This window comes from Stenotrophomonas sp. STM01 (assembly GCF_014852135.1).
Taxonomy (GTDB): Bacteria; Pseudomonadota; Gammaproteobacteria; order Xanthomonadales; family Xanthomonadaceae; genus Stenotrophomonas; species Stenotrophomonas capsici.
In genome coordinates this window covers 1,604,385-1,621,474 of the sequence record NZ_JACVBA010000001.1, presented here as the reverse complement: position 1 = coordinate 1,621,474, position 17,090 = coordinate 1,604,385, and the positions used below count along the sequence as shown (strand labels likewise).

Below are 17,090 nucleotides of genomic sequence, written 5' to 3'. Positions count from 1 at the left end.
ATGCGGAAGTTTCTGATATTGGGGTTGATGTCGGCGGTATTGGCAGGGTGCGTGCACGGCGGGCGGGCTCCGTCCGCCTGGATTGACCCGGGAATGGCGGTGCAGTTGGCCGCTGCAGCAGGGTTGGGACGTGGCGTGGATGGTGTGTTCGCGCTGAACGTGCGGGCCACGGGGGATGTCAGGGGTTCGTTGTTCCTCAATTCCGAGCGGGACTATCGGGACCCGCGGAACCTGAGCGTGGAACTCATGCCCGCTGCCAGGGCCGCGCTGGCGGACAGGCTGGGACGGGATCCCCGGCAAGCGCTGCTGGGCCGGCCGATCCTCGTGCGTGGCAGCGCACGACTGGTGAAGGTGGTTTTCATCGACGAGGGGCGTGTCATGGACAAGTACTACTACCAGACGCAGGTCATGGTCAGTGATGCTGCACAGGTTCAGCTGCGTTGACCCGGGTGCGCGGCCACGCTGCGCGGGAACACTCCCGGTAGCGCAGCCATGCTGCTCCGGGGTACGACCGGGAGAGCTACCGCCGAGCGCGGCTCGGCGCTACCGGTGAAGTGCGCCGGTCACGGCTTGTCGCCCGGCGGCTCCGGGCGGCTTTCCATCATCAGCGACAGCGCCGCCTTGGCCATCAGGTGGGCGCTGATCGGTGCGGTGATGAACAGGAACACGGTGATCAGCAGCTCGCGCGGTTGCGGGTCCTCGCCGAGGAAGATGTGGTACGCCACCGAGCACACCAGCACGCAGCCCACACCCAGCGTGCTGGCCTTGGTCGGCGCGTGCAGGCGCTTGAAGAAGTCGGAAAAGCGCACCAGCCCCAGCGCACCGACCAGGATGAAGAAGCAGCCGAAGGCCAGCAGCGCGGACAGGACGATCTGCAGGAAAGTGATCATTCGACGATGTCCCGGCGCAGTACGTACTTGCTCAACACCACGGTGCTGCAGAAGCCCAGCATCGCGATCACCAGCGCGGCCTCGAAGTAGATGGCCGAATCAAGGTAGATGCCGAACAGCATCAACTCGGCGATGGCGGTGACCGACAACGTGTCCAGCGCCAGGATCCGGTCCGGGACGGTGGGGCCGCGCAACAGGCGCCACAACGCCAGCAGCATCGCGATGCCGACCACGTGCATGCACACCACCAGCGTGGTCTGGAATATCAGGTAACCGTTCACGGGAAGATCTCCATCAGCGGTGCTTCATAGCGGCTCTTGATCTCGGCGATCAGCGCATCGGCATCGTCCAGGTGCAGCACGTGCACCAGCAGGTGACGGCGGTCATCGGACAGCGCCGCCGACACGGTGCCGGGGGTGAGGGTGATGAAGCTGGTCAGCGCGGCGATGCCGTGGATGTTGGCGATGTCCAGCGGCACCCAGATGAAACCAGGCTTGAGCCGTTGCTCCGGGCCCAGCACCTGCATGGCCACGCGGATGTTGGACACCAGGATGTCCCACAGCACCACGCACAGCAGCTTGGGCACCGGCCGCAGCGTGCCCAGCCGGGCGAACTCGCGGTCCAGGCGTGCGGCGAACAGCGGCACCACCAGCCCGAGCAGCATGCCCAGCAGCAGTTGGCCCAGGTTGAAGCTGTCGGACATCAGCAGCCAGAAGGCGGTGACCGTCAGCGACAGTGCCGGCGAGGGGAACAGGCGACGCAGCAGGGGGCGGGGCGTACTCATGGCTGCCTCATCTGTGGCGTGGTGCCGCGCACGTCGTTGAGGTAATGCTCAGGCGACAGCAATTGCGTGGCGATGGCGTCGGTCTGTCGCATCAGCGGCGCGGCGAACACGCTCATCAGCACCACGTAGCCGAGCAGCAGGCAGGCCGCGGTGGTCTCGTAGGGGCGCGCCGGGGCCGCGGGCTGCGGCTCGGGTTCCGGTGCATCGTCCTCATCGCCGGGCACGTGCCAGAACAGGCGGATGCCGGTACGGGTCAGGCCCATGATCACCAGCAGGCTGCTGCCCAGCACCACCGTCCAGACCACGCCGGTATGGACCTGCGGCACGGCGCTCAGCAGCGCGGCCTTGGCCAGGAAGCCGGCCAGTGGCGGCAGGCCGGCCACGGCCACCGCGCCGACCAGGAACAGCAGGCCCGGCACGGTCTTGCCCGGCAGTACGGTCTGCTCGCCGTCACGTGGCTGGCCGCCACGGATGCGGCGACGCCGGATCAGGTCGACCACCAGGAACAGCGCGGCGGCGGTGAAGGTGCTGTGTGGCAGGTAATACAGCCCGGCCGAGATCGTGCCGGCATTGCCCAGCGCGAAGGCGATGAACAGCGTTGCCGCCGAGACCACCACCAGGTAGGCCACCAGCACGCTCATGCGGGTGGCGGCCAGTGCGCCCAGGCCGGCCAGCAGCAGCGTGGCCAGCCCGGCCCACAGCAGCCAGTCGCCGCCGTAGCCGGCCAGTGCGCCGGCACCGGCGCCGAACCACAGCGTGCTGACCCGCAGCACGGCGTACAGCCCGACCTTGGTCATGATCACGAACAGGGCCGCGACCGCCGCCGGTGCACGCGAGTACGACTCCGGCAGCCACAGGTACAGCGGCAGCAGCGCGGCCTTGGAGCAGAACACCAGCAGCAACAGGCCCAACGCGGCCTTGGCCAGCTTCAGGTGCGACAGCGACAGGCCGGCGATGCGCTGGCTGATCTCGGCCATGTTCAGCGAGCCGAGCGTGGCGTACAGCATCGCCAGCGCGATCAGGAACAGCGTGGAGGCGGCGATGTTGAACATCACGTAGTGCAGGCCGATGCGCAGGCGCAGGCCACGGCCGCCGGACAGCAGCAGGCCGTACGAGGCGATCAGCAGCACCTCGAAGAACACGAACAGGTTGAAGATGTCGCCGGTCAGGAATGCACCGTTCAGGCCCATCAGCTGGAACTGGAACAGCGCATGGAAGTGCGGTGCGCGCCGGTCCCAGCCGGTACAGGCATACAGCAGGCAGGCGATGGCCAGCAGCAGGGTGGTGCCGAGCATCCAGCCAGCCAGGCGGTCGGCCACCAGCGCCACGCCCAGCCGGGCCGGCCAGTCGCCCAGCAGGTAGGCGGTGATGCGGCCTTCACCGGTCTGCACGACCAGCAGCGCCACCGACACCGCCAACGCGGCCATGCTGGCCCACGCCACGCTGCGCTGCACCTTCGGGCCATAGCGGCGGTGTTCGACGAACAGCGACAGCGCCGCGCCCAGCAGCGGAATCAGGACCGGCAGGATCACCAGGTGGTTCATGCGCCGGCCTCCGGCTTGCCCGCGGTGGGCGGATCCGGCTCGTGGGCGTCGACGTGGTCGCTGTGGTTGTCACTGCGGCTGCGCATGGCCAGCACGATGCTCACCGCGGTCATCGCGAAGGCGATGACGATGGCGGTCAGCACCAGCGCCTGCGGCAGCGGGTCGGTGTAGTGGGCAAGGTCGCTGCTCACCCCGTCCTTGAGCACCGGCGCCTTGCCGGTGACCAGCCGCCCGGCGCTGAAGATCAGCAGGTTGGTCGCATACGACAGGAAGGTCATGCCGAGGATGACGTCGAAGCTGCGTGCGCGCAGCAGCAGGTACACGCCGATCGCGGCCAGCACGCCGATCGCGCTTGCCAGGGCCAGTTCCATCAGTGCATCTCCCCGGTGCGTGCCGAACGGCGGTGGATATCGATTTCGCCGTGGCGGGCGTTGCGGGTGCGCGAGGGCTTGATCGTGCCCATCATCGACAGGATCAGCATCACCCCGCCGAACACCACCAGGTACACGCCGGTGTCAAAGCCCATCGCGCTGGCCAGCGGCACCTCGCCGATCAACGGCAGGTGCAGGTCCAGGTGGCCACTGGTCAGGAACGGCACGCCGAACAGCATCGAGGCCATGCCGCTGAGCACGGCGACCATCAGGCCCAGGCCGATGCAGCGGATGTAGTCGAAGCCGAAGCGCGACTCCACCGACACGGTGCCCTGGATCACGTACTGGATCAGCAGCGGCACTGCCAGCACCAGGCCGGCGACGAAGCCACCGCCGGGCGCGTTGTGGCCGCGCAGGAACAGGAAGATGGATACCGTCAGGGTCAACGGGAACATGATCTGGGCCAGGTCGGCCGGCACCGGCAGCTTGATCGGCGGGCCGGGCATGATCTGTTCCGGCGCCATCCGCGAGCGTCGCAGCAGCGCATGCACCACCAGCGCGGCGATGCCGAACACGGTGATCTCGCCGAAGGTATCGAAGCCACGGAAGTCCACCAGGATCACGTTGACCACGTTCTGGCCGTAGGCCTCGGGCAGCGAACGCACCAGCATCTCGCCGGCCATGGTGTTCGGCGGCAGCGTCATCATCGAGTAGGCCAGCGCGGCCAGGCCGCCACCGGCGACGATGGCGATCAGCGCATCACGCCGCCTGCGCCAGCGCGAGCGTTCCGGCGGCGACTGCGCCGGCAGGTAGTTCAGGGCGAGCAGCATCAGCACCAGCGTGACCATCTCCACCATCAGCTGGGTCAGGGCCAGGTCCGGTGCCGACAGGAACACGAAGGTCAGCGCCACCATCAACCCGGTGCCGCCCATCACGATCACCGCCAGCAGGCGCTGCTGGAACAGGAACAGCCCGGCGAACGCGCAGGCCAGCATCACCAGCCACAACACCCAGCCCAGCAGCGGCATCGACTGCGGTGCCGGCCATGCCGGCATCGCAGGGCTGGCGATGAACGGTGCGGCGGCGACGATCACCGCCACCAGCACCAACGCCATCAGCATGCGTTGCAGGCTGCCGTTGGCCAGTGCGGCGGTGACGCGGTGGGCGATGCCGAACAACAGGTCCAGGTTGCGCTGGAACAGCAGCTTGCCGGTGGGGCGGTTGGCGGCGGCGTACAGGTCGGTGAAGCGGCGCAGGCCGAAATACAGTGCGATGCCGCCGGCCACGCCGATCGCGCTCATCGCCAGTGGCAGGTTGAAGCCGTGCCAGATCGACAGGCTGTACGCGGGCATCGCCGGGCCGAGGATGGCGCTGGCGCCGGCCTGCAGCACCGGTGCCACGGTCAGTGCCGGCGCGATGCCGACCGCCAGGCAGATCACCACCAGCACTTCCACCGGCACCTTCATCCAGCGCGGCGGCTCGTGCGGGACCACGTCCAGGTCAAGCGGGCCCTTGCCGAAGAAGGTGTCGTGCACGAAGCGCAGGCTGTAGGCCACGCCGAGGATGCCGGCCAGCAGCGCGGCAGCGCTCATCGCCGTGCGCATCCAGTGCGGGCCCTCGGTGGCCAGTGCCTCGGCGAACAGCATTTCCTTGGACAGGAAGCCGTTGAGCAGCGGGATGCCGGCCATCGCCAGTGAGGCGATGATCGCCAACGTGCTGGTGATCGGCATCAACCGGCGCAGCCCGCCCAGCTTGCGCATGTCGCGGGTGCCGGTCTCGTGGTCGATGATGCCGGCGGCCATGAACAGCGAGGCCTTGAAGGTGGCGTGGTTGAGGATGTGGAACACGCCGGCCACCACCGCCATCGGCGTGGACAGGCCGAACAGCAGCGTGATCAGGCCCAGGTGCGAGATGGTCGAGTACGCCAGCAGGCCCTTGAGGTCATGCTGGAAGATCGCGTTCCAGGCGCCGATCAGCAGGGTGATCGCGCCAATGCCGCTGACCACGTAGAAGAACAGCTCGGTGCCGGCCAGCGCCGGGTGCAGGCGCGCCAGCAGGAACACGCCGGCCTTCACCATCGTGGCCGAGTGCAGGTACGCCGAGACCGGAGTGGGCGCAGCCATCGCGTGCGGCAGCCAGAACTGGAACGGGAACTGCGCGCTCTTGGTGAAGATGCCGGCCAACACCAGCACCAGTGCCCACGGATACAGCGTGCTGGCGCGGATCAGGTCGCCGGAGGCCAGCACCACGTCCAGGTCGAAGCTGCCGACGATGCGGCCGATCAGCAGCACGCCGGCCAACAGTGCCAGGCCACCGCCGCCGGTGACGATCAAGGCCATGCGCGCGCCCTCGCGCGCGTCCTTGCGGTGCGACCAGAAGCCGATCAGCAGGAATGAACTGATGCTGGTCAGCTCCCAGAACACCATCAGCAACAGCAGGTTGCCGGACAGCACCATGCCCAGCATCGCGCCCATGAACAGCAGCAGGTAGCTGTAGAAGCGACGCGTGCTGTCCCTGGGCGAGAGGTAGTAATGCGCGTACAGCACCACCAGTGCGCCGATGCCCAGCACCAGCCCGGCGAACATCCAGGCCAGCCCGTCCAGGCGCAGGCTGAAGTCCAGCCCGATCTGCGGCAGCCATTGCCAGCTGTTGCGGATGACCTCGCCGTCGAGCACGGCAGGGGTCACGCTGCCCAGCAGCACCAGCCCGAGCACGGGCGCGGCACCTGCAAGACAGGCAGCGGTGGTCCGTGACAGGCGGGCATACAGGGCGATGACCGCCGCCAGCAGGAAGGGCAGCAGGAGAAGGCACAACAGGACTGGCGTCATGCGGAAGCGCAGGGGTGACGGGCAGGTTTTCCAGTCTAACAGGCGCTTTTTTCCGCCCGGAACCTTTTTATGAACGAGCCGTTCGGGTTCGGCGCGCTCAGTCGTCGTTCCCGGCGGCCACCGCCAGCGAGCGCGGGTCGCGCACCAGCAGGGTGTCGGTTTCCAGCGTTTCGACGATGCGCCGCGCCACGCTGCCGATCAGCAGGTCGAACAGTGCGCCACGGCCGTGGGTGGCCACGATGACCAGTTCGGTGCCGGCGGACCGCGCGTGGTCGGCGAGGATGCGGGCCGGCTCACCGGGTTCGATGACCGCGTGCACGTGCGCTTGCCCCAGCCGTGGTCGCAATTGCGCCAGGAAGGCCTGCGCCTGCGTGCGCGCGGCGCTGGCGGACTGTTCCTGCAGGGTGTCGCGGTCGCCGCCGGGGAGCAGGCTGCCGGGGGCATCAAGTGCATGCACCAATGACAACTGCAATGGCACATCGAACAGTTCCAGGGCGCAGCCAGCCGCCTGCGCGGCGCTGTCGGAGAAATCGCAGGCCACAGAGAGGTGGCGGTAAGGGCCGCGTACCCGGTCATGCACGATCAGCACCGGCAGCCGGCTGTGGCGGGTCAGCCACATCACGGTTGAGCCAAGCGTGGGCTGCTCGAACAGGGAATCACGGGCGATGCCGGTGATGATCAGGCCGCAGTCCTCCTGCGCGGCCAGCTGCAGCAGTGCACGACCGACGTGGCCGTGGCCGATGCGCAGCTCCACCTGCAGGTCATCGGCGTCGCCTTCCAGCAGGCGTTGCAGGCGACGTTCGGCCAGCTGCCGGGCCTGGCCGTCGTCGACCGCCGGGGCCGAGGAGAGCAGCCCGCCGGTGATGCCGGTGGTCGCTGCGTCCGGCAACACGGTCGCCACCACCAGCCGTGCGTTCCATTGCCGCGCCAGCTGCAACGCACGGGCCAGTGCACGGTCGGTGCGGGCGCTCAGGTCGGTGGCGAGCAGGAGAGCGGTGGGGGTGGAGCTGGCGGTCATGGCGTCCTCGCGGCGATTCCTTTCATCCGGGCACGTCAGGATGCCTCATCGGATCGCCTATCCTGTGATGCATGGAAGATAGCACTCGTACCAATGAGGGACAGCGCAAGGCGCTGGTGTTTGGCGGCAGCGGTCAGATCGGCGAGCGCCTGCTGGACAACCTGCGCCGCGCGGGCTGGCAGGTGAGCGCGGTCTCGCGCACCGCCCGTCTCGCGCGGCCCGGCCTGGAATGGATTGGCGGCGATCTGTCCGGCCACTGGCAGGGCGCCCGCGATTTCGATGTGGTTTTCAGCTGCGGTCCGCTCGATCATTTCGCGCGCTGGTACGCGGCGTCGGATCTGGGGCCGGCACGCGTCGTGGCATTCGGCTCGACCAGCGTCGACGTCAAGCAGGATTCGGCCGATCTGGCCGAGCGCGACGTGGCGCGCCGGTTGCGTGAGGCCGAAGCGACGCTGTTCGCCGCCGCGCAGGCGCGTGGCGTGGCCGCCACGGTGCTGCGCCCCACGCTGGTCTACGGTGCGGGGCGCGACAAGACGCTCAGCGTCATCGCCGCGATGGCCCGCCGCAGCGGTGTGTTCGTGCTGCCGGCATCGGCCAATGGCCTGCGCCAGCCGGTGCATGTGCAGGACCTAGCCGATGCGGCCATGCAGGTGCTGGAACAACCGGCCACCGCGGGCCAGGCCTATGCGCTGGGCGGCGGGGAAGTACTGGGCTACGGGGAAATGGTCCGCCGTGTGCTGGCTGCGTTGCAGCCGCCTGCACGGTTGCTGCGGATACCGACCCCGCTGTTCGCCCTCGCGCTGCGCGTGGCGCATGCGTTCGGGCGCCTGCGTGGCATGAACGCGGCCGCGCTTGCCCGCATGCAGGAGCCGCTGGCGTTCGACACCGCACCGGCACGGCGTGATTTCGGCTATGCGCCGCGTCCGTTCATGGTGGATGCGGCCATGCTCGGACTGGCCGACGCACCCGCCGGCGAGGCGTCACCGTAGCGCGGGTGAACACCCCGGACTGAAAGGGCCGGCAAGGCCGGCCCTTTGCATCAGTAGCGCCAGCCGAACTGGCGGAACAGCTTGGCCAGCACCCAGATCGGCCCGATCAGCAGGTAGGTCAGGTCGGTCAGGAAGCTGGGCCGGCGGCCCTCGATCTTGTGGCCGATGAATTGTGCGATCCACGCCACCACGAACACGCCGATGGCGATGCGCAGCAGCATCGGGATGCCCAGCCGGTCTTCCAGCAGGCGGCACACGCAGCCGCTGACGAAGAACAGGAACAGCATGCCGATGCCCAGCGGACGGGACAGGCGGTTGTAGTAGGCCCAGGTGCCGAACATGGCCAGGGCGGCCCAGATCCCGTGCTGGAACCAGGGCATCAACGGCGGGATGCACCACAGCAGGGCGATCACCGACCACAGGATGGCCGGCACCGCGACCACGTGGATGGCCTGGTTGGTTTCATTGCGGTGGTCGCCGGAGTAACTGGCGAAATAGCGGTCCACCGGACGCGCGGTACTCATGTCCATACTCCCTCCCGGATGTGGCCGGCAGAGCATAGCGCGCCTTCCCTACGGGCGCGCATGGTTGCCCAGGCGCGCCCCGGGGGCGGGATCAGTCGAGGTGGATCCCGGCCAGCTTCTGCAGTGCCTCGGCGTATTTGTCGCGGGTGCGCCCGATCACCTCGGCCGGCAGCGCCGGGCCCGGGGCGGTCTTGCCCCAGTCCAGCGTTTCCAGGTAATCGCGGACGAACTGCTTGTCGTAGCTCGGCGGGCTGATGCCTACCTGGTACTCGTCGGCCGGCCAGTAGCGCGAGGAATCCGGCGTCAGCATCTCGTCCATGATGTACAGGCGGCCGTCGGCATCGGTGCCGAACTCGAACTTGGTATCGGCCAGCAGGATGCCGCGCTCGGCCGCGTATTCGGCGGCGAACTTGTAGATGCGCAGGGTGGCATCACGCACCTTCTCGGCCAGGTCCGCGCCGACCGATTTGACCATCGCATCGAAGTCGATGTTTTCGTCGTGGTCGCCGACGGCAGCCTTGGTGGACGGAGTGAAGATCGGCTCGGGCAGCTTTTCGGCCTGCTGCAGCCCGTTGGGCAGCTGGATGCCGCTGATCTTGCCGGTGCGCTGGTAGTCCTTCCAGCCGCTGCCGATCAGGTAGCCGCGGGCGATGGCTTCCACCGGGACCGGTTTGAGCTTCTTGGTCACCACCGCGCGCTTGGCGTACAGCGCCGGGTCCACGCCTTCGGGCAGCACGCTGGCCACGTCGATGCCGGTCAGGTGGTTGGGCATCAGGTGGGCGGTCTTGGCGAACCAGAAGTTGGAGACCTGGCACAGCATCTCGCCCTTGCCCGGGATCGGGTCGGGCAGCACCACGTCGAACGCGGACAGGCGGTCGGTAGCCACGATCAGCAGGTAGTCGCCCGGGGGAGTGCCGGCAGGCAGGCGTTCGCGCGGGATATCAAACACATCACGCACCTTGCCGCGATGGCGCAAGGGCAGGCCGGGAAGATCGGATTGCAACAGCGTGGTTGGCACGGGCACTCCTGGGACTTGGCTATGAAGCCGCCGGCACGGAGGGACCCTTGGGGCCCGCGGCAGGACGGCGGGCGGCCTAGTGTAAAGCCGGATTGGGCCGCTGTGGCATAAAATGCAGGGCCCGCCCGCCCTGAATCGCCACCCCGCCCATGCGCTGGTACGGAAAACTGCTTGGTTTCATCGCCGGGGCCCTGCTTTTCAGGCCCAATCCGCTGTTTGGCGCGGTGATCGGCCTGTTGCTGGGGCATGCCTTCGACAGTGACTGGTTCAAGCTGGGCAAGGACCTCCCGTACCGTGAACTGGGGGTCACCCGCGACGCCACCGACGCCGAGATCGACCTGGCCTACCGCCGCCTGATCTCCCAGTACCACCCAGACAAAGTGGCCGGCGCCGCGCCTGAACTGCGCGAACAGGCCGAAAAGAAGGCGCGGCAGATCAACGCCGCCTACGACCGCATCAAATCCCTGCGCAAGCGCTGAAAGGCTTCCCCATGTCCAACTGCATCATCGCCCCGTCCATCCTGTCGGCCAACTTCGCCAAGCTCGGCGAGGAAGTCGACAACGTCATCGCCGCCGGCGCCGACTGGGTCCATTTCGACGTGATGGACAACCATTACGTGCCCAACCTGACCATCGGCCCGATGGTCTGCCAGGCGCTGCGCAAGCATGGCGTGACCGCGCCCATCGACGTGCACCTGATGGTCGAGCCGGTGGACCGCATCGTGCCGGACTTCGCCGAGGCCGGTGCCAGCCTGATCAGCTTCCACCCGGAGGCCAGCCGACACGTGCACCGCACCATCCAGCTGATCAAGTCGCATGGCTGCAAGGCCGGCCTGGTGCTGAACCCGGCCACCCCGGTGGAAGTGCTGGACTGGGTGCTGGAAGACCTGGACCTGGTGTTGCTGATGTCGGTCAACCCGGGCTTCGGCGGGCAGGCCTTCATCCCGTCCACGCTGGACAAGCTGCGCGCGGTGCGCGCGATGATCGACAAGCTCGGCAAGCCGGTGCTGCTGGAAGTGGACGGTGGCGTGAAGGCCGACAACATCGGGCAGATCGCCGCCGCCGGTGCCGATGCCTTCGTCGCCGGTTCGGCCATCTTCAATGCGCCGGACTACGCCGAGGTGATCGCGAAGATGCGCGGCAACGTCGCGGCGGCGCGGGGCTGACCCATGGCTGCGCGCGGCTTGCAGATCCGTCCGGCCACCGCCGATGACGCAGGCCTGATCCTGCATTTCATCCGCGAGCTGGCCATCTACGAGAAAGCCGAATCCTCGGTGCAGACCGACGAGACGGGCATCCGCGCCAGCCTGTTCGGGCCGGACGCCAAGGCGCAGGCGCTGGTGTGCGAGCGTGACGGACAGGCCATCGGCTACGCGGTGTTCTTCTACAACTATTCCACGTGGCTCGGCCGCAACGGCATCTACCTGGAAGACCTGTACGTGAGCCCGGAGCAGCGTGGCAGCGGTGCCGGCAAGGCGCTGCTCAAGCACATCGCGCGGTTGGCGGTGGAGCAGGGCTGCGGGCGCTTCGAATGGTCGGTGCTGGATTGGAACACGCCGGCCATCGCGTTCTACCGCGCCGCCGGCGCGTTGCCGCAGGACGAATGGACGGTCTACCGCCTGCAGGGGGATGCCCTGCGGCAGTTCGCCCAATCCGAATGAGGGAGAGTGCCGGGGCCGTGCGCGGCATCGGCCTTCCCGGCCATGTCCGGCGCAGCAGGGCTGCGCGCTGCCGGACGGGGCAAAAAGAAAGCCGCAGTGCTGCCACTGCGGCCGGGGAATTCATTCGGAGGCTGATCCTGCCTCCATCCGTCGTCCTTGCTATGGACTCCCATTCTCCGGGGAGTTGATGACGGGCATGTGACATTCACCGGATGCATTGCCGGTGCCTGCTAGCCTGCGCGCCTTCGATGGAGAGCCGCATGCCGACGCCCCCCTGGTTCCTGATCCTCAACGGCAAGTCTGCCGGCGATGACGCCGTGCGCGATGCGGTCGCGCGCGTACGTGATCGTGGCCAACCACTGTTGGTACGGGTGACCTGGGAAGCCGGTGATGCGGAGCGCTACGTGCACGAAGCCATCGCCGCGGATGCGGCGGTGATCGTTGCCGGCGGCGGGGATGGCACCTTGAGCGAGGTGGCCGAGGCACTGGCGCATACCGGCGAAGCGGCGGCCGCCTTGCCGGCGCTGTCACTGTTGCCGCTGGGCACGGCCAACGACTTCGCCACGGCAACGGGCATCCCGGTCGAGCCATTGGCGGCGCTGGATCTGATCAGCAGCAGCGGCGCACGGCCGATCGACCTGTTGCAGGTGGACGGCGACGGTGCGGTGCATTGGTGCGCCAACCTGGCCAGCGGTGGCTTCGGCACCGAGGTCACGGTGGAGACCCACGACGGCCTGAAGAAGATGCTCGGCGGCCTGGCTTATGTCATCACCGGCATCGCCCGGCTGGGCAGGATCGAGCCGATCCGCGCCCGCATCCATGGCGAGGGCTTCCAGTGGGAAGGCGGCTTCATCGCGCTGGGCCTGGGCAACGGTCGCCAGGCCGGTGGCGGCCAGGTGCTGTGCCCGGACGCGGTGCTGGATGATGGCCTGCTGGAGCTGACCGTGGTTCCCGAGCTGTCCGGGGAGCTGGTATCGACCCTGGGCACCCTGTTCAGCGACGGTAAGCACGCTGCGCTGGAGCAGGTGGCCGAACGCGCCCGGCTGCGTGAGGTCTGGATCGAGGCCGAGCGGCCGATGACCCTCAACCTGGACGGCGAACCCCTGCAGGCGCGCCGTTTCCATGTGCGCTGCGAGGCGGGGCGGGTACGGATGCATCTGCCGGCTCCCACCCCCCTGCTGTCCGGATGAACCGTTTCCGTTGCAAGCAATGGATCATGCTGCGGACGCACACCGCGGCCCATTCTTGCGGTAGAGTTGCCCGGTGCCCATTCTGACGACCAAGCGTTCCCTTTCTTCCGCTCGCCGCTGGTGGCGATGGTGGCCCGTTGCCGTCGTCCGTCCCGCCACCGTCGTTTCCCGGAAGGAAAGCCGTCTTGATCTCGCAAGAGCAGTTCCAGCAGCAGGCCGCTGAAGGCCACACCCGCATCCCCGTCGTCCGCGAAGTGCTGTCCGACCTGGACACGCCGCTCTCGGTTTACCTCAAGCTCGCCGACGGCCCGTTTACCTATCTGTTCGAATCGGTCGAAGGCGGCGAGCGCTTCGGGCGCTATTCCATCATCGGCCTGCCGGCCCGCCGCATCTACAGCTTCCGTGGCCACACGCTGGAGACCAGCGAGCTGGGTGAGGTGATCGAGCGCCGCGAGGTTGCCGATCCGCTGGCCGAAGTGGAAGTGCTGCGCGCCCAGCATTCGGTGCCCCAGTTCGAAGACCTGCCCGGCTTTACCGGTGGGCTGGTTGGTTGGTTCGGCTTTGAATGCATCCAGTACATCGAGCCGCATCTGGGTGCCGGTGACAAGCCCGACGAGCTGGGCACGCCGGATATCCTGCTGATGCTCTCCGAAGAACTGGCGGTGTTCGACAACCTCAAGGGCCGGCTGTACCTGATCGTGCATGCCGATCCATCACAGCCGCAGGCCTGGGCGCGCGCCAACCGTCGCCTCGACGAACTGGCGCACCGACTGCGCCAGGGCGGCGCCGGCTACCCGCAGGCGCAGGTGTCCGATGCGATCGACGAGCAGGACTTCAAGTCCTCCTTCACCCGCGAGCAGTACCACGACGTGGTGCGCAAGGCGCAGGAGTACGTGCGCGCCGGTGACATCTTCCAGGTAGTGCCCAGCCAGCGCCTGCGGGTGCCGTTCCGCGCGCGCCCGATCGACGTGTACCGCGCGCTGCGCGCGTTGAATCCGTCACCGTACATGTATTTCATCGATGTCGGTGGCACCCAGGTGGTGGGTTCCTCGCCGGAGATCCTGGCGCGCCTGCGCGATGGCGTGGTCACCGTGCGCCCGATCGCCGGTACCCGCCCGCGTGGCGCCACCCCGGAACTGGACAAGGCTTTGGAAGTCGAGCTGCTGGCCGATCCGAAGGAGCGCGCCGAGCACGTGATGCTGATCGACCTGGGCCGCAACGACGTCGGTCGCATCGCCGAGCCCGGTACGGTCAAGGTGGGCGAGCAGTTCGTGATCGAACGCTACAGCCACGTCATGCACATCGTCAGCGAAGTCACCGGCACGCTGAAGGCCGGCCTGAGCTACAGCGACGTGCTGCGCGCGACCTTCCCGGCCGGCACCGTCAGCGGTGCGCCGAAGATCCGCGCGCTGGAGATCATCCGCGAGCTGGAGCCGGTCAAGCGCAACGTGTACTCCGGCGCGGTCGGTTACATCGGCTGGCACGGTGATGCCGACACCGCCATCGCGATCCGCACTGCGGTGATCCAGGACGGCCACCTGTACGTGCAGGCCGGCGGCGGCGTGGTCTACGACTCCGACCCGGATGCCGAGTGGCACGAAACCATGAACAAGGGCCGTGCGTTGTTCCGCGCGGTGGCGCAGGCAGCGAAGGGTTTGTGAGTCCTGCTTCAACGTCTTCCGTTTCCGGCGTCAATGCTGTTCCTCTCACCATGACAAGGAGTGCCGCATGAAGTTTTCCCGCATGTTGCTGTGGTCAGCGTTGCTGGTTGCCGTGGTTCCGCACGCGTGGGCCCAGGCCAACTCCGTTCCCTCGCAGCCGCATCTGCTGGTGAAGGGGGACGCAAGCCGCAAGGTGATGCCGGATCGCTTCGTGGTGAAGATCGCACTGGAATCGGTGGATATGCAGACAGATATCGCTCGCCGCAAGGTTCAGGACAATGCCGAGCGGATCGTGGGTTTGTTCGCCAAGCACGGTGCCATCGCCGAGACGGTGCGCATGGACAACCTGAGCATCGAGCCGTCCACGCGTTACAAGGAGGACGAGGAAGTGTTCGAGGGCACGGCTGTCAGCCGTGACCTGGAAGGCGCCTTCGGGAATCCAGAGCAGTTGCGGGACTTTCTTGCCGAGTTGAAGGCCAGCAAGGAGGTTCAGGTGCGCACCGCTACCCCGCTGTATTCGGGAGAGTCGCGCCTGCGCGCTGAGCTCAAGGCCGAAGCCGCTGCACAGACACGGGCGTCGGCCAAGGGGCTTGCCGATGCCTACGGGGCGAAGATTATTGGCCTTTACACGATTTCCGACGTTGCCCCAAGTTTTGCCTACGGCGTGCAGGCCGGTAGCTGGCCGAGCGCCAACAACGGCGGGGATTTCTACGCGCGTGGCGGCTCGTTGGATCGGGTGCAGGTGTCCGGTAGCCGCAACCAGGCTGCGGCTGCGCCTGCAGCGGGCGAGCTGCTCACGGCCGCCCCCATCACCTACACCGAAAATGTTTACGCCATCTTCCTGATTAGCGACGGAAACTGAACCATGCTGTTGATGATCGACAACTACGACAGCTTCACCTTCAACCTCGTGCAGTACCTGCAGATGCTCGGTGCCGAGGTGAAGGTGGTGCGCAATGACGCGATGAGCGTCGAGCAGATCGCCGCGCTCAAGCCGTCGCACATCGTGGTCTCGCCGGGGCCGAAGACGCCCAACGAAGCCGGCGTGTCGCTGGAGGTGATCCGCCAGCTCGGCCCGAGCATCCCGGTGTTCGGCGTGTGCCTGGGCCACCAGAGCATTGGCCAGGTGTACGGCGGTGACGTGATCCGTGCCAGCAACATCATGCACGGCAAGACCTCGCCGATCCGGCACGAGGGCAAGGGCGTGTTCGCCGGCCTGCCGGACCGCTACGAGGCCACCCGCTACCACTCGCTGGTGGTGGACAAGGCCACGCTGCCGTCCGAGCTGGAAATCACCGCCTGGACCGAGAACCCGGACGGCTCGATGGAGGAAATCATGGGCCTGCGCCATCGCCAGTATCCTGTGGAAGGCGTGCAGTTCCATCCCGAATCCATCCTCACCCAGCACGGCCATGCGCTGATGAAGAACTTCCTGGACCGCACGGCATGATGATCGAGCCGTCCCAGCTGCTGTTGTTCATGCTGGCCGGTTGGGTGCTGAACCTGACCCCGGGCCCGGACGTGCTCTACATCATCAGCCGTTCGCTGCGTGGCGGGCGCCGTGCCGGCTTTGCCGCGGTGGCCGGCATCAGCACCGGTTGCCTGGTCCACGTGGCGCTGGCATCACTGGGGCTGGGCGTGCTGCTGGCCACTTCGGCGACGTTGTTCATGGTGATCAAGGGTGTCGGCGCCGCCTACCTGCTGTGGGTCGGCGTGCGCCTGCTGCTGGCCAAGGGCAGCCCGGACACCCTGCAACAAGGCGTGGATGCCGGCGGCGGCGCGGGCTCGTGGTGGCAGGTGTTCGCCGGTGGCTTCCTGACCAACGTGCTGAACCCGAAGGTGGTGCTGTTCTTCCTGGCCTTCCTGCCGCAGTTCATCGCCCCCTCGGTGCAGAACAAGACGCTGGCCTTCGCCATGCTCGGGCTGATCTTCACCGTCAACGCGCTGCCGATCACCGCGCTCTACGTGCTGGCGGCCGACCGCATGCGCAGCAGTCGCTGGGCCGCGCGCGGCATGCAGTGGCTGGACAAGGTGGCCGGTGTGCTGTTCATCGGCTTTGGCGTGCGCCTGGCATTGAGCGCGAGGCCGGTGCCATGAGTGATGCCGACCTGCGCCTGTTCGTGGTGATGCTGGGTGGGCGCCATGCCCGCGCCAACACCGAAGTGCACGACGTCGTGTTCGCCGTGGCACCCAGCATCGAACAGAGCTACCCCCAGCTGCGCCAGCAATGGTTCGGCGAGCGGGCCGGGCTGCACCTGGATTCATGGATGACCGTGGACGGCGTCGAGCAATGGCAGGTGCGCCTGTCCAGCGAAGCGCCGGCCGCTGATGTACCGAAGCTCTACTTCGTGAATCTTGGTGGTTATGTCGCCGGTGCGTTCGGCGAAGACCATCGCTATCTACTGGTGGTCGCAAACGACGCGGTGGAAGCCAAACGCAAGGCCCTGCAGCAGGCGCAGGCGGAGTGGGTCAAGCCGCACCGCGACGCGCTGCTGGACGTGGACAGCTGCCTGCCGGTCGGCCCGATCGGCGGCCTGCACGTGCAGCTGCTGCCGGGCCCGCATGCGGGCATCCAGAGCCAAAGCGACTACATCGTTATTTCCTGATTCCTGG

At 67.4% G+C, this 17,090-nt stretch carries 20 protein-coding genes; 11 read left to right on the top strand and 9 right to left on the bottom strand.

Going from position 1 to position 17,090, the window contains the following annotated elements; all coding sequences use genetic code 11:
* Positions 1-444, top strand: coding sequence for a hypothetical protein (locus IB227_RS07575; RefSeq protein WP_192286845.1), 444 nt, complete (start codon positions 1-3; stop codon positions 442-444).
* A gap of 119 nt (positions 445-563) precedes the next feature.
* Here IB227_RS07575 and IB227_RS07570 read toward each other — a convergent pair whose 3' ends face one another.
* The 7 genes from IB227_RS07570 to IB227_RS07540 form a co-directional block, all read right to left on the bottom strand.
* Positions 564-890, bottom strand: coding sequence for a Na+/H+ antiporter subunit G (locus IB227_RS07570; protein ID WP_132863274.1), 327 nt, complete (start codon positions 888-890; stop codon positions 564-566).
* Entirely contained in the window at positions 887-1,171 is a 285-nt protein-coding gene (locus IB227_RS07565) for a K+/H+ antiporter subunit F (RefSeq protein WP_132863276.1), read from the bottom strand. The genes IB227_RS07570 and IB227_RS07565 overlap by 4 nt, the downstream gene beginning before the upstream one ends.
* The gene (locus IB227_RS07560; protein WP_132863277.1) at positions 1,168-1,674 is read right to left on the bottom strand and encodes a Na+/H+ antiporter subunit E; all 507 of its coding nucleotides are present in this window, start codon (positions 1,672-1,674) and stop codon (positions 1,168-1,170) included. Before IB227_RS07560 ends, IB227_RS07565 begins: the two co-directional genes overlap by 4 nt.
* A complete protein-coding gene (locus IB227_RS07555) occupies positions 1,671-3,218 on the bottom strand; it encodes a monovalent cation/H+ antiporter subunit D (RefSeq protein ID WP_192286844.1) in 1,548 nt (515 codons plus the stop codon). The genes IB227_RS07560 and IB227_RS07555 overlap by 4 nt, the downstream gene beginning before the upstream one ends.
* Positions 3,215-3,589 carry a Na+/H+ antiporter subunit C gene (locus IB227_RS07550; protein ID WP_132863281.1) on the bottom strand — a complete coding sequence of 125 codons (375 nt, stop codon included), beginning with the start codon at positions 3,587-3,589 and terminating at the stop codon, positions 3,215-3,217. The genes IB227_RS07555 and IB227_RS07550 overlap by 4 nt, the downstream gene beginning before the upstream one ends.
* On the bottom strand, positions 3,589-6,417 hold the full coding sequence (locus IB227_RS07545; RefSeq protein WP_192286843.1) for a monovalent cation/H+ antiporter subunit A: 2,829 nt from the start codon (positions 6,415-6,417) through the stop codon (positions 3,589-3,591). The genes IB227_RS07550 and IB227_RS07545 overlap by 1 nt, the downstream gene beginning before the upstream one ends.
* A gap of 97 nt (positions 6,418-6,514) precedes the next feature.
* Positions 6,515-7,435, bottom strand: coding sequence for a universal stress protein (locus IB227_RS07540; protein WP_192286842.1), 921 nt, complete (start codon positions 7,433-7,435; stop codon positions 6,515-6,517).
* Between the two features lie 71 nt (positions 7,436-7,506).
* Between IB227_RS07540 and IB227_RS07535 the strand changes: the two genes are divergently transcribed.
* Positions 7,507-8,424, top strand: a complete 918-nt coding sequence (locus tag IB227_RS07535; RefSeq protein WP_192286841.1) for an NAD-dependent epimerase/dehydratase family protein — start codon at positions 7,507-7,509, stop codon at positions 8,422-8,424.
* A 50-nt stretch (positions 8,425-8,474) separates the two neighbouring features.
* On the opposite strand, the gene IB227_RS07530 is transcribed toward IB227_RS07535, so the two are convergent.
* Complete coding sequence (locus IB227_RS07530) at positions 8,475-8,954, bottom strand: Mpo1-like protein (RefSeq protein ID WP_192286840.1); 480 nt, start codon at positions 8,952-8,954, stop codon at positions 8,475-8,477.
* A gap of 85 nt (positions 8,955-9,039) precedes the next feature.
* Complete coding sequence (locus tag IB227_RS07525) at positions 9,040-9,966, bottom strand: phosphoribosylaminoimidazolesuccinocarboxamide synthase (RefSeq protein ID WP_192286839.1); 927 nt, start codon at positions 9,964-9,966, stop codon at positions 9,040-9,042.
* 149 nt (positions 9,967-10,115) lie between these two features.
* Between IB227_RS07525 and IB227_RS07520 the strand changes: the two genes are divergently transcribed.
* The 9 genes from IB227_RS07520 (at position 10,116) to IB227_RS07480 (ending at position 17,083) form a co-directional block, all read left to right on the top strand.
* Positions 10,116-10,445: a DnaJ domain-containing protein gene (locus IB227_RS07520; RefSeq protein WP_192286838.1), complete on the top strand. Its 330-nt coding sequence runs from the start codon at positions 10,116-10,118 to the stop codon at positions 10,443-10,445.
* A gap of 11 nt (positions 10,446-10,456) precedes the next feature.
* Positions 10,457-11,131, top strand: a complete 675-nt coding sequence (gene rpe, locus IB227_RS07515) for a ribulose-phosphate 3-epimerase (RefSeq protein ID WP_132863292.1) — start codon at positions 10,457-10,459, stop codon at positions 11,129-11,131.
* A gap of 3 nt (positions 11,132-11,134) precedes the next feature.
* A complete protein-coding gene (locus tag IB227_RS07510) occupies positions 11,135-11,626 on the top strand; it encodes a GNAT family N-acetyltransferase (RefSeq protein ID WP_192286837.1) in 492 nt (163 codons plus the stop codon).
* A 260-nt stretch (positions 11,627-11,886) separates the two neighbouring features.
* Positions 11,887-12,816 (top strand): lipid kinase YegS, encoded by a 930-nt coding sequence (yegS, locus tag IB227_RS07505; protein WP_192286836.1) that lies wholly within the window; start codon positions 11,887-11,889, stop codon positions 12,814-12,816.
* A gap of 185 nt (positions 12,817-13,001) precedes the next feature.
* Entirely contained in the window at positions 13,002-14,477 is a 1,476-nt protein-coding gene (gene trpE, locus IB227_RS07500) for an anthranilate synthase component I (RefSeq protein WP_192286835.1), read from the top strand.
* 67 nt (positions 14,478-14,544) lie between these two features.
* Positions 14,545-15,339 (top strand): SIMPL domain-containing protein, encoded by a 795-nt coding sequence (locus IB227_RS07495; RefSeq protein WP_132863299.1) that lies wholly within the window; start codon positions 14,545-14,547, stop codon positions 15,337-15,339.
* 3 nt (positions 15,340-15,342) lie between these two features.
* Positions 15,343-15,927 (top strand): aminodeoxychorismate/anthranilate synthase component II, encoded by a 585-nt coding sequence (locus tag IB227_RS07490; protein WP_192286834.1) that lies wholly within the window; start codon positions 15,343-15,345, stop codon positions 15,925-15,927.
* On the top strand, positions 15,927-16,574 hold the full coding sequence (locus IB227_RS07485; protein WP_225591616.1) for a LysE family translocator: 648 nt from the start codon (positions 15,927-15,929) through the stop codon (positions 16,572-16,574). The genes IB227_RS07490 and IB227_RS07485 overlap by 1 nt, the downstream gene beginning before the upstream one ends.
* Positions 16,571-17,083, top strand: a complete 513-nt coding sequence (locus tag IB227_RS07480; RefSeq protein WP_192286832.1) for a DUF1543 domain-containing protein — start codon at positions 16,571-16,573, stop codon at positions 17,081-17,083. The genes IB227_RS07485 and IB227_RS07480 overlap by 4 nt, the downstream gene beginning before the upstream one ends.
* Positions 17,084-17,090 lie beyond the last annotated feature (7 nt).

Excerpts from the sequence above, each read along its gene's own strand:
- IB227_RS07575 (WP_192286845.1), top strand. The coding sequence starts at position 1 with ATGCGGAAGTTTCTGATATTGGGGTTGATGTCGGCGGTATTGGCAGGG.
- IB227_RS07570 (WP_132863274.1), bottom strand. The coding sequence starts at position 890 with ATGATCACTTTCCTGCAGATCGTCCTGTCCGCGCTGCTGGCCTTCGGC.
- IB227_RS07560 (WP_132863277.1), bottom strand. The coding sequence starts at position 1,674 with ATGAGTACGCCCCGCCCCCTGCTGCGTCGCCTGTTCCCCTCGCCGGCA.
- IB227_RS07555 (WP_192286844.1), bottom strand. The coding sequence starts at position 3,218 with ATGAACCACCTGGTGATCCTGCCGGTCCTGATTCCGCTGCTGGGCGCG.
- IB227_RS07550 (WP_132863281.1), bottom strand. The coding sequence starts at position 3,589 with ATGGAACTGGCCCTGGCAAGCGCGATCGGCGTGCTGGCCGCGATCGGC.
- IB227_RS07545 (WP_192286843.1), bottom strand. The coding sequence starts at position 6,417 with ATGACGCCAGTCCTGTTGTGCCTTCTCCTGCTGCCCTTCCTGCTGGCG.
- IB227_RS07540 (WP_192286842.1), bottom strand. The coding sequence starts at position 7,435 with ATGACCGCCAGCTCCACCCCCACCGCTCTCCTGCTCGCCACCGACCTG.
- IB227_RS07535 (WP_192286841.1), top strand. The coding sequence starts at position 7,507 with ATGGAAGATAGCACTCGTACCAATGAGGGACAGCGCAAGGCGCTGGTG.
- IB227_RS07530 (WP_192286840.1), bottom strand. The coding sequence starts at position 8,954 with ATGGACATGAGTACCGCGCGTCCGGTGGACCGCTATTTCGCCAGTTAC.
- IB227_RS07520 (WP_192286838.1), top strand. The coding sequence starts at position 10,116 with ATGCGCTGGTACGGAAAACTGCTTGGTTTCATCGCCGGGGCCCTGCTT.
- rpe (WP_132863292.1), top strand. The coding sequence starts at position 10,457 with ATGTCCAACTGCATCATCGCCCCGTCCATCCTGTCGGCCAACTTCGCC.
- IB227_RS07510 (WP_192286837.1), top strand. The coding sequence starts at position 11,135 with ATGGCTGCGCGCGGCTTGCAGATCCGTCCGGCCACCGCCGATGACGCA.
- yegS (WP_192286836.1), top strand. The coding sequence starts at position 11,887 with ATGCCGACGCCCCCCTGGTTCCTGATCCTCAACGGCAAGTCTGCCGGC.
- IB227_RS07495 (WP_132863299.1), top strand. The coding sequence starts at position 14,545 with ATGAAGTTTTCCCGCATGTTGCTGTGGTCAGCGTTGCTGGTTGCCGTG.
- IB227_RS07490 (WP_192286834.1), top strand. The coding sequence starts at position 15,343 with ATGCTGTTGATGATCGACAACTACGACAGCTTCACCTTCAACCTCGTG.
- IB227_RS07485 (WP_225591616.1), top strand. The coding sequence starts at position 15,927 with ATGATCGAGCCGTCCCAGCTGCTGTTGTTCATGCTGGCCGGTTGGGTG.
- IB227_RS07480 (WP_192286832.1), top strand. The coding sequence starts at position 16,571 with ATGAGTGATGCCGACCTGCGCCTGTTCGTGGTGATGCTGGGTGGGCGC.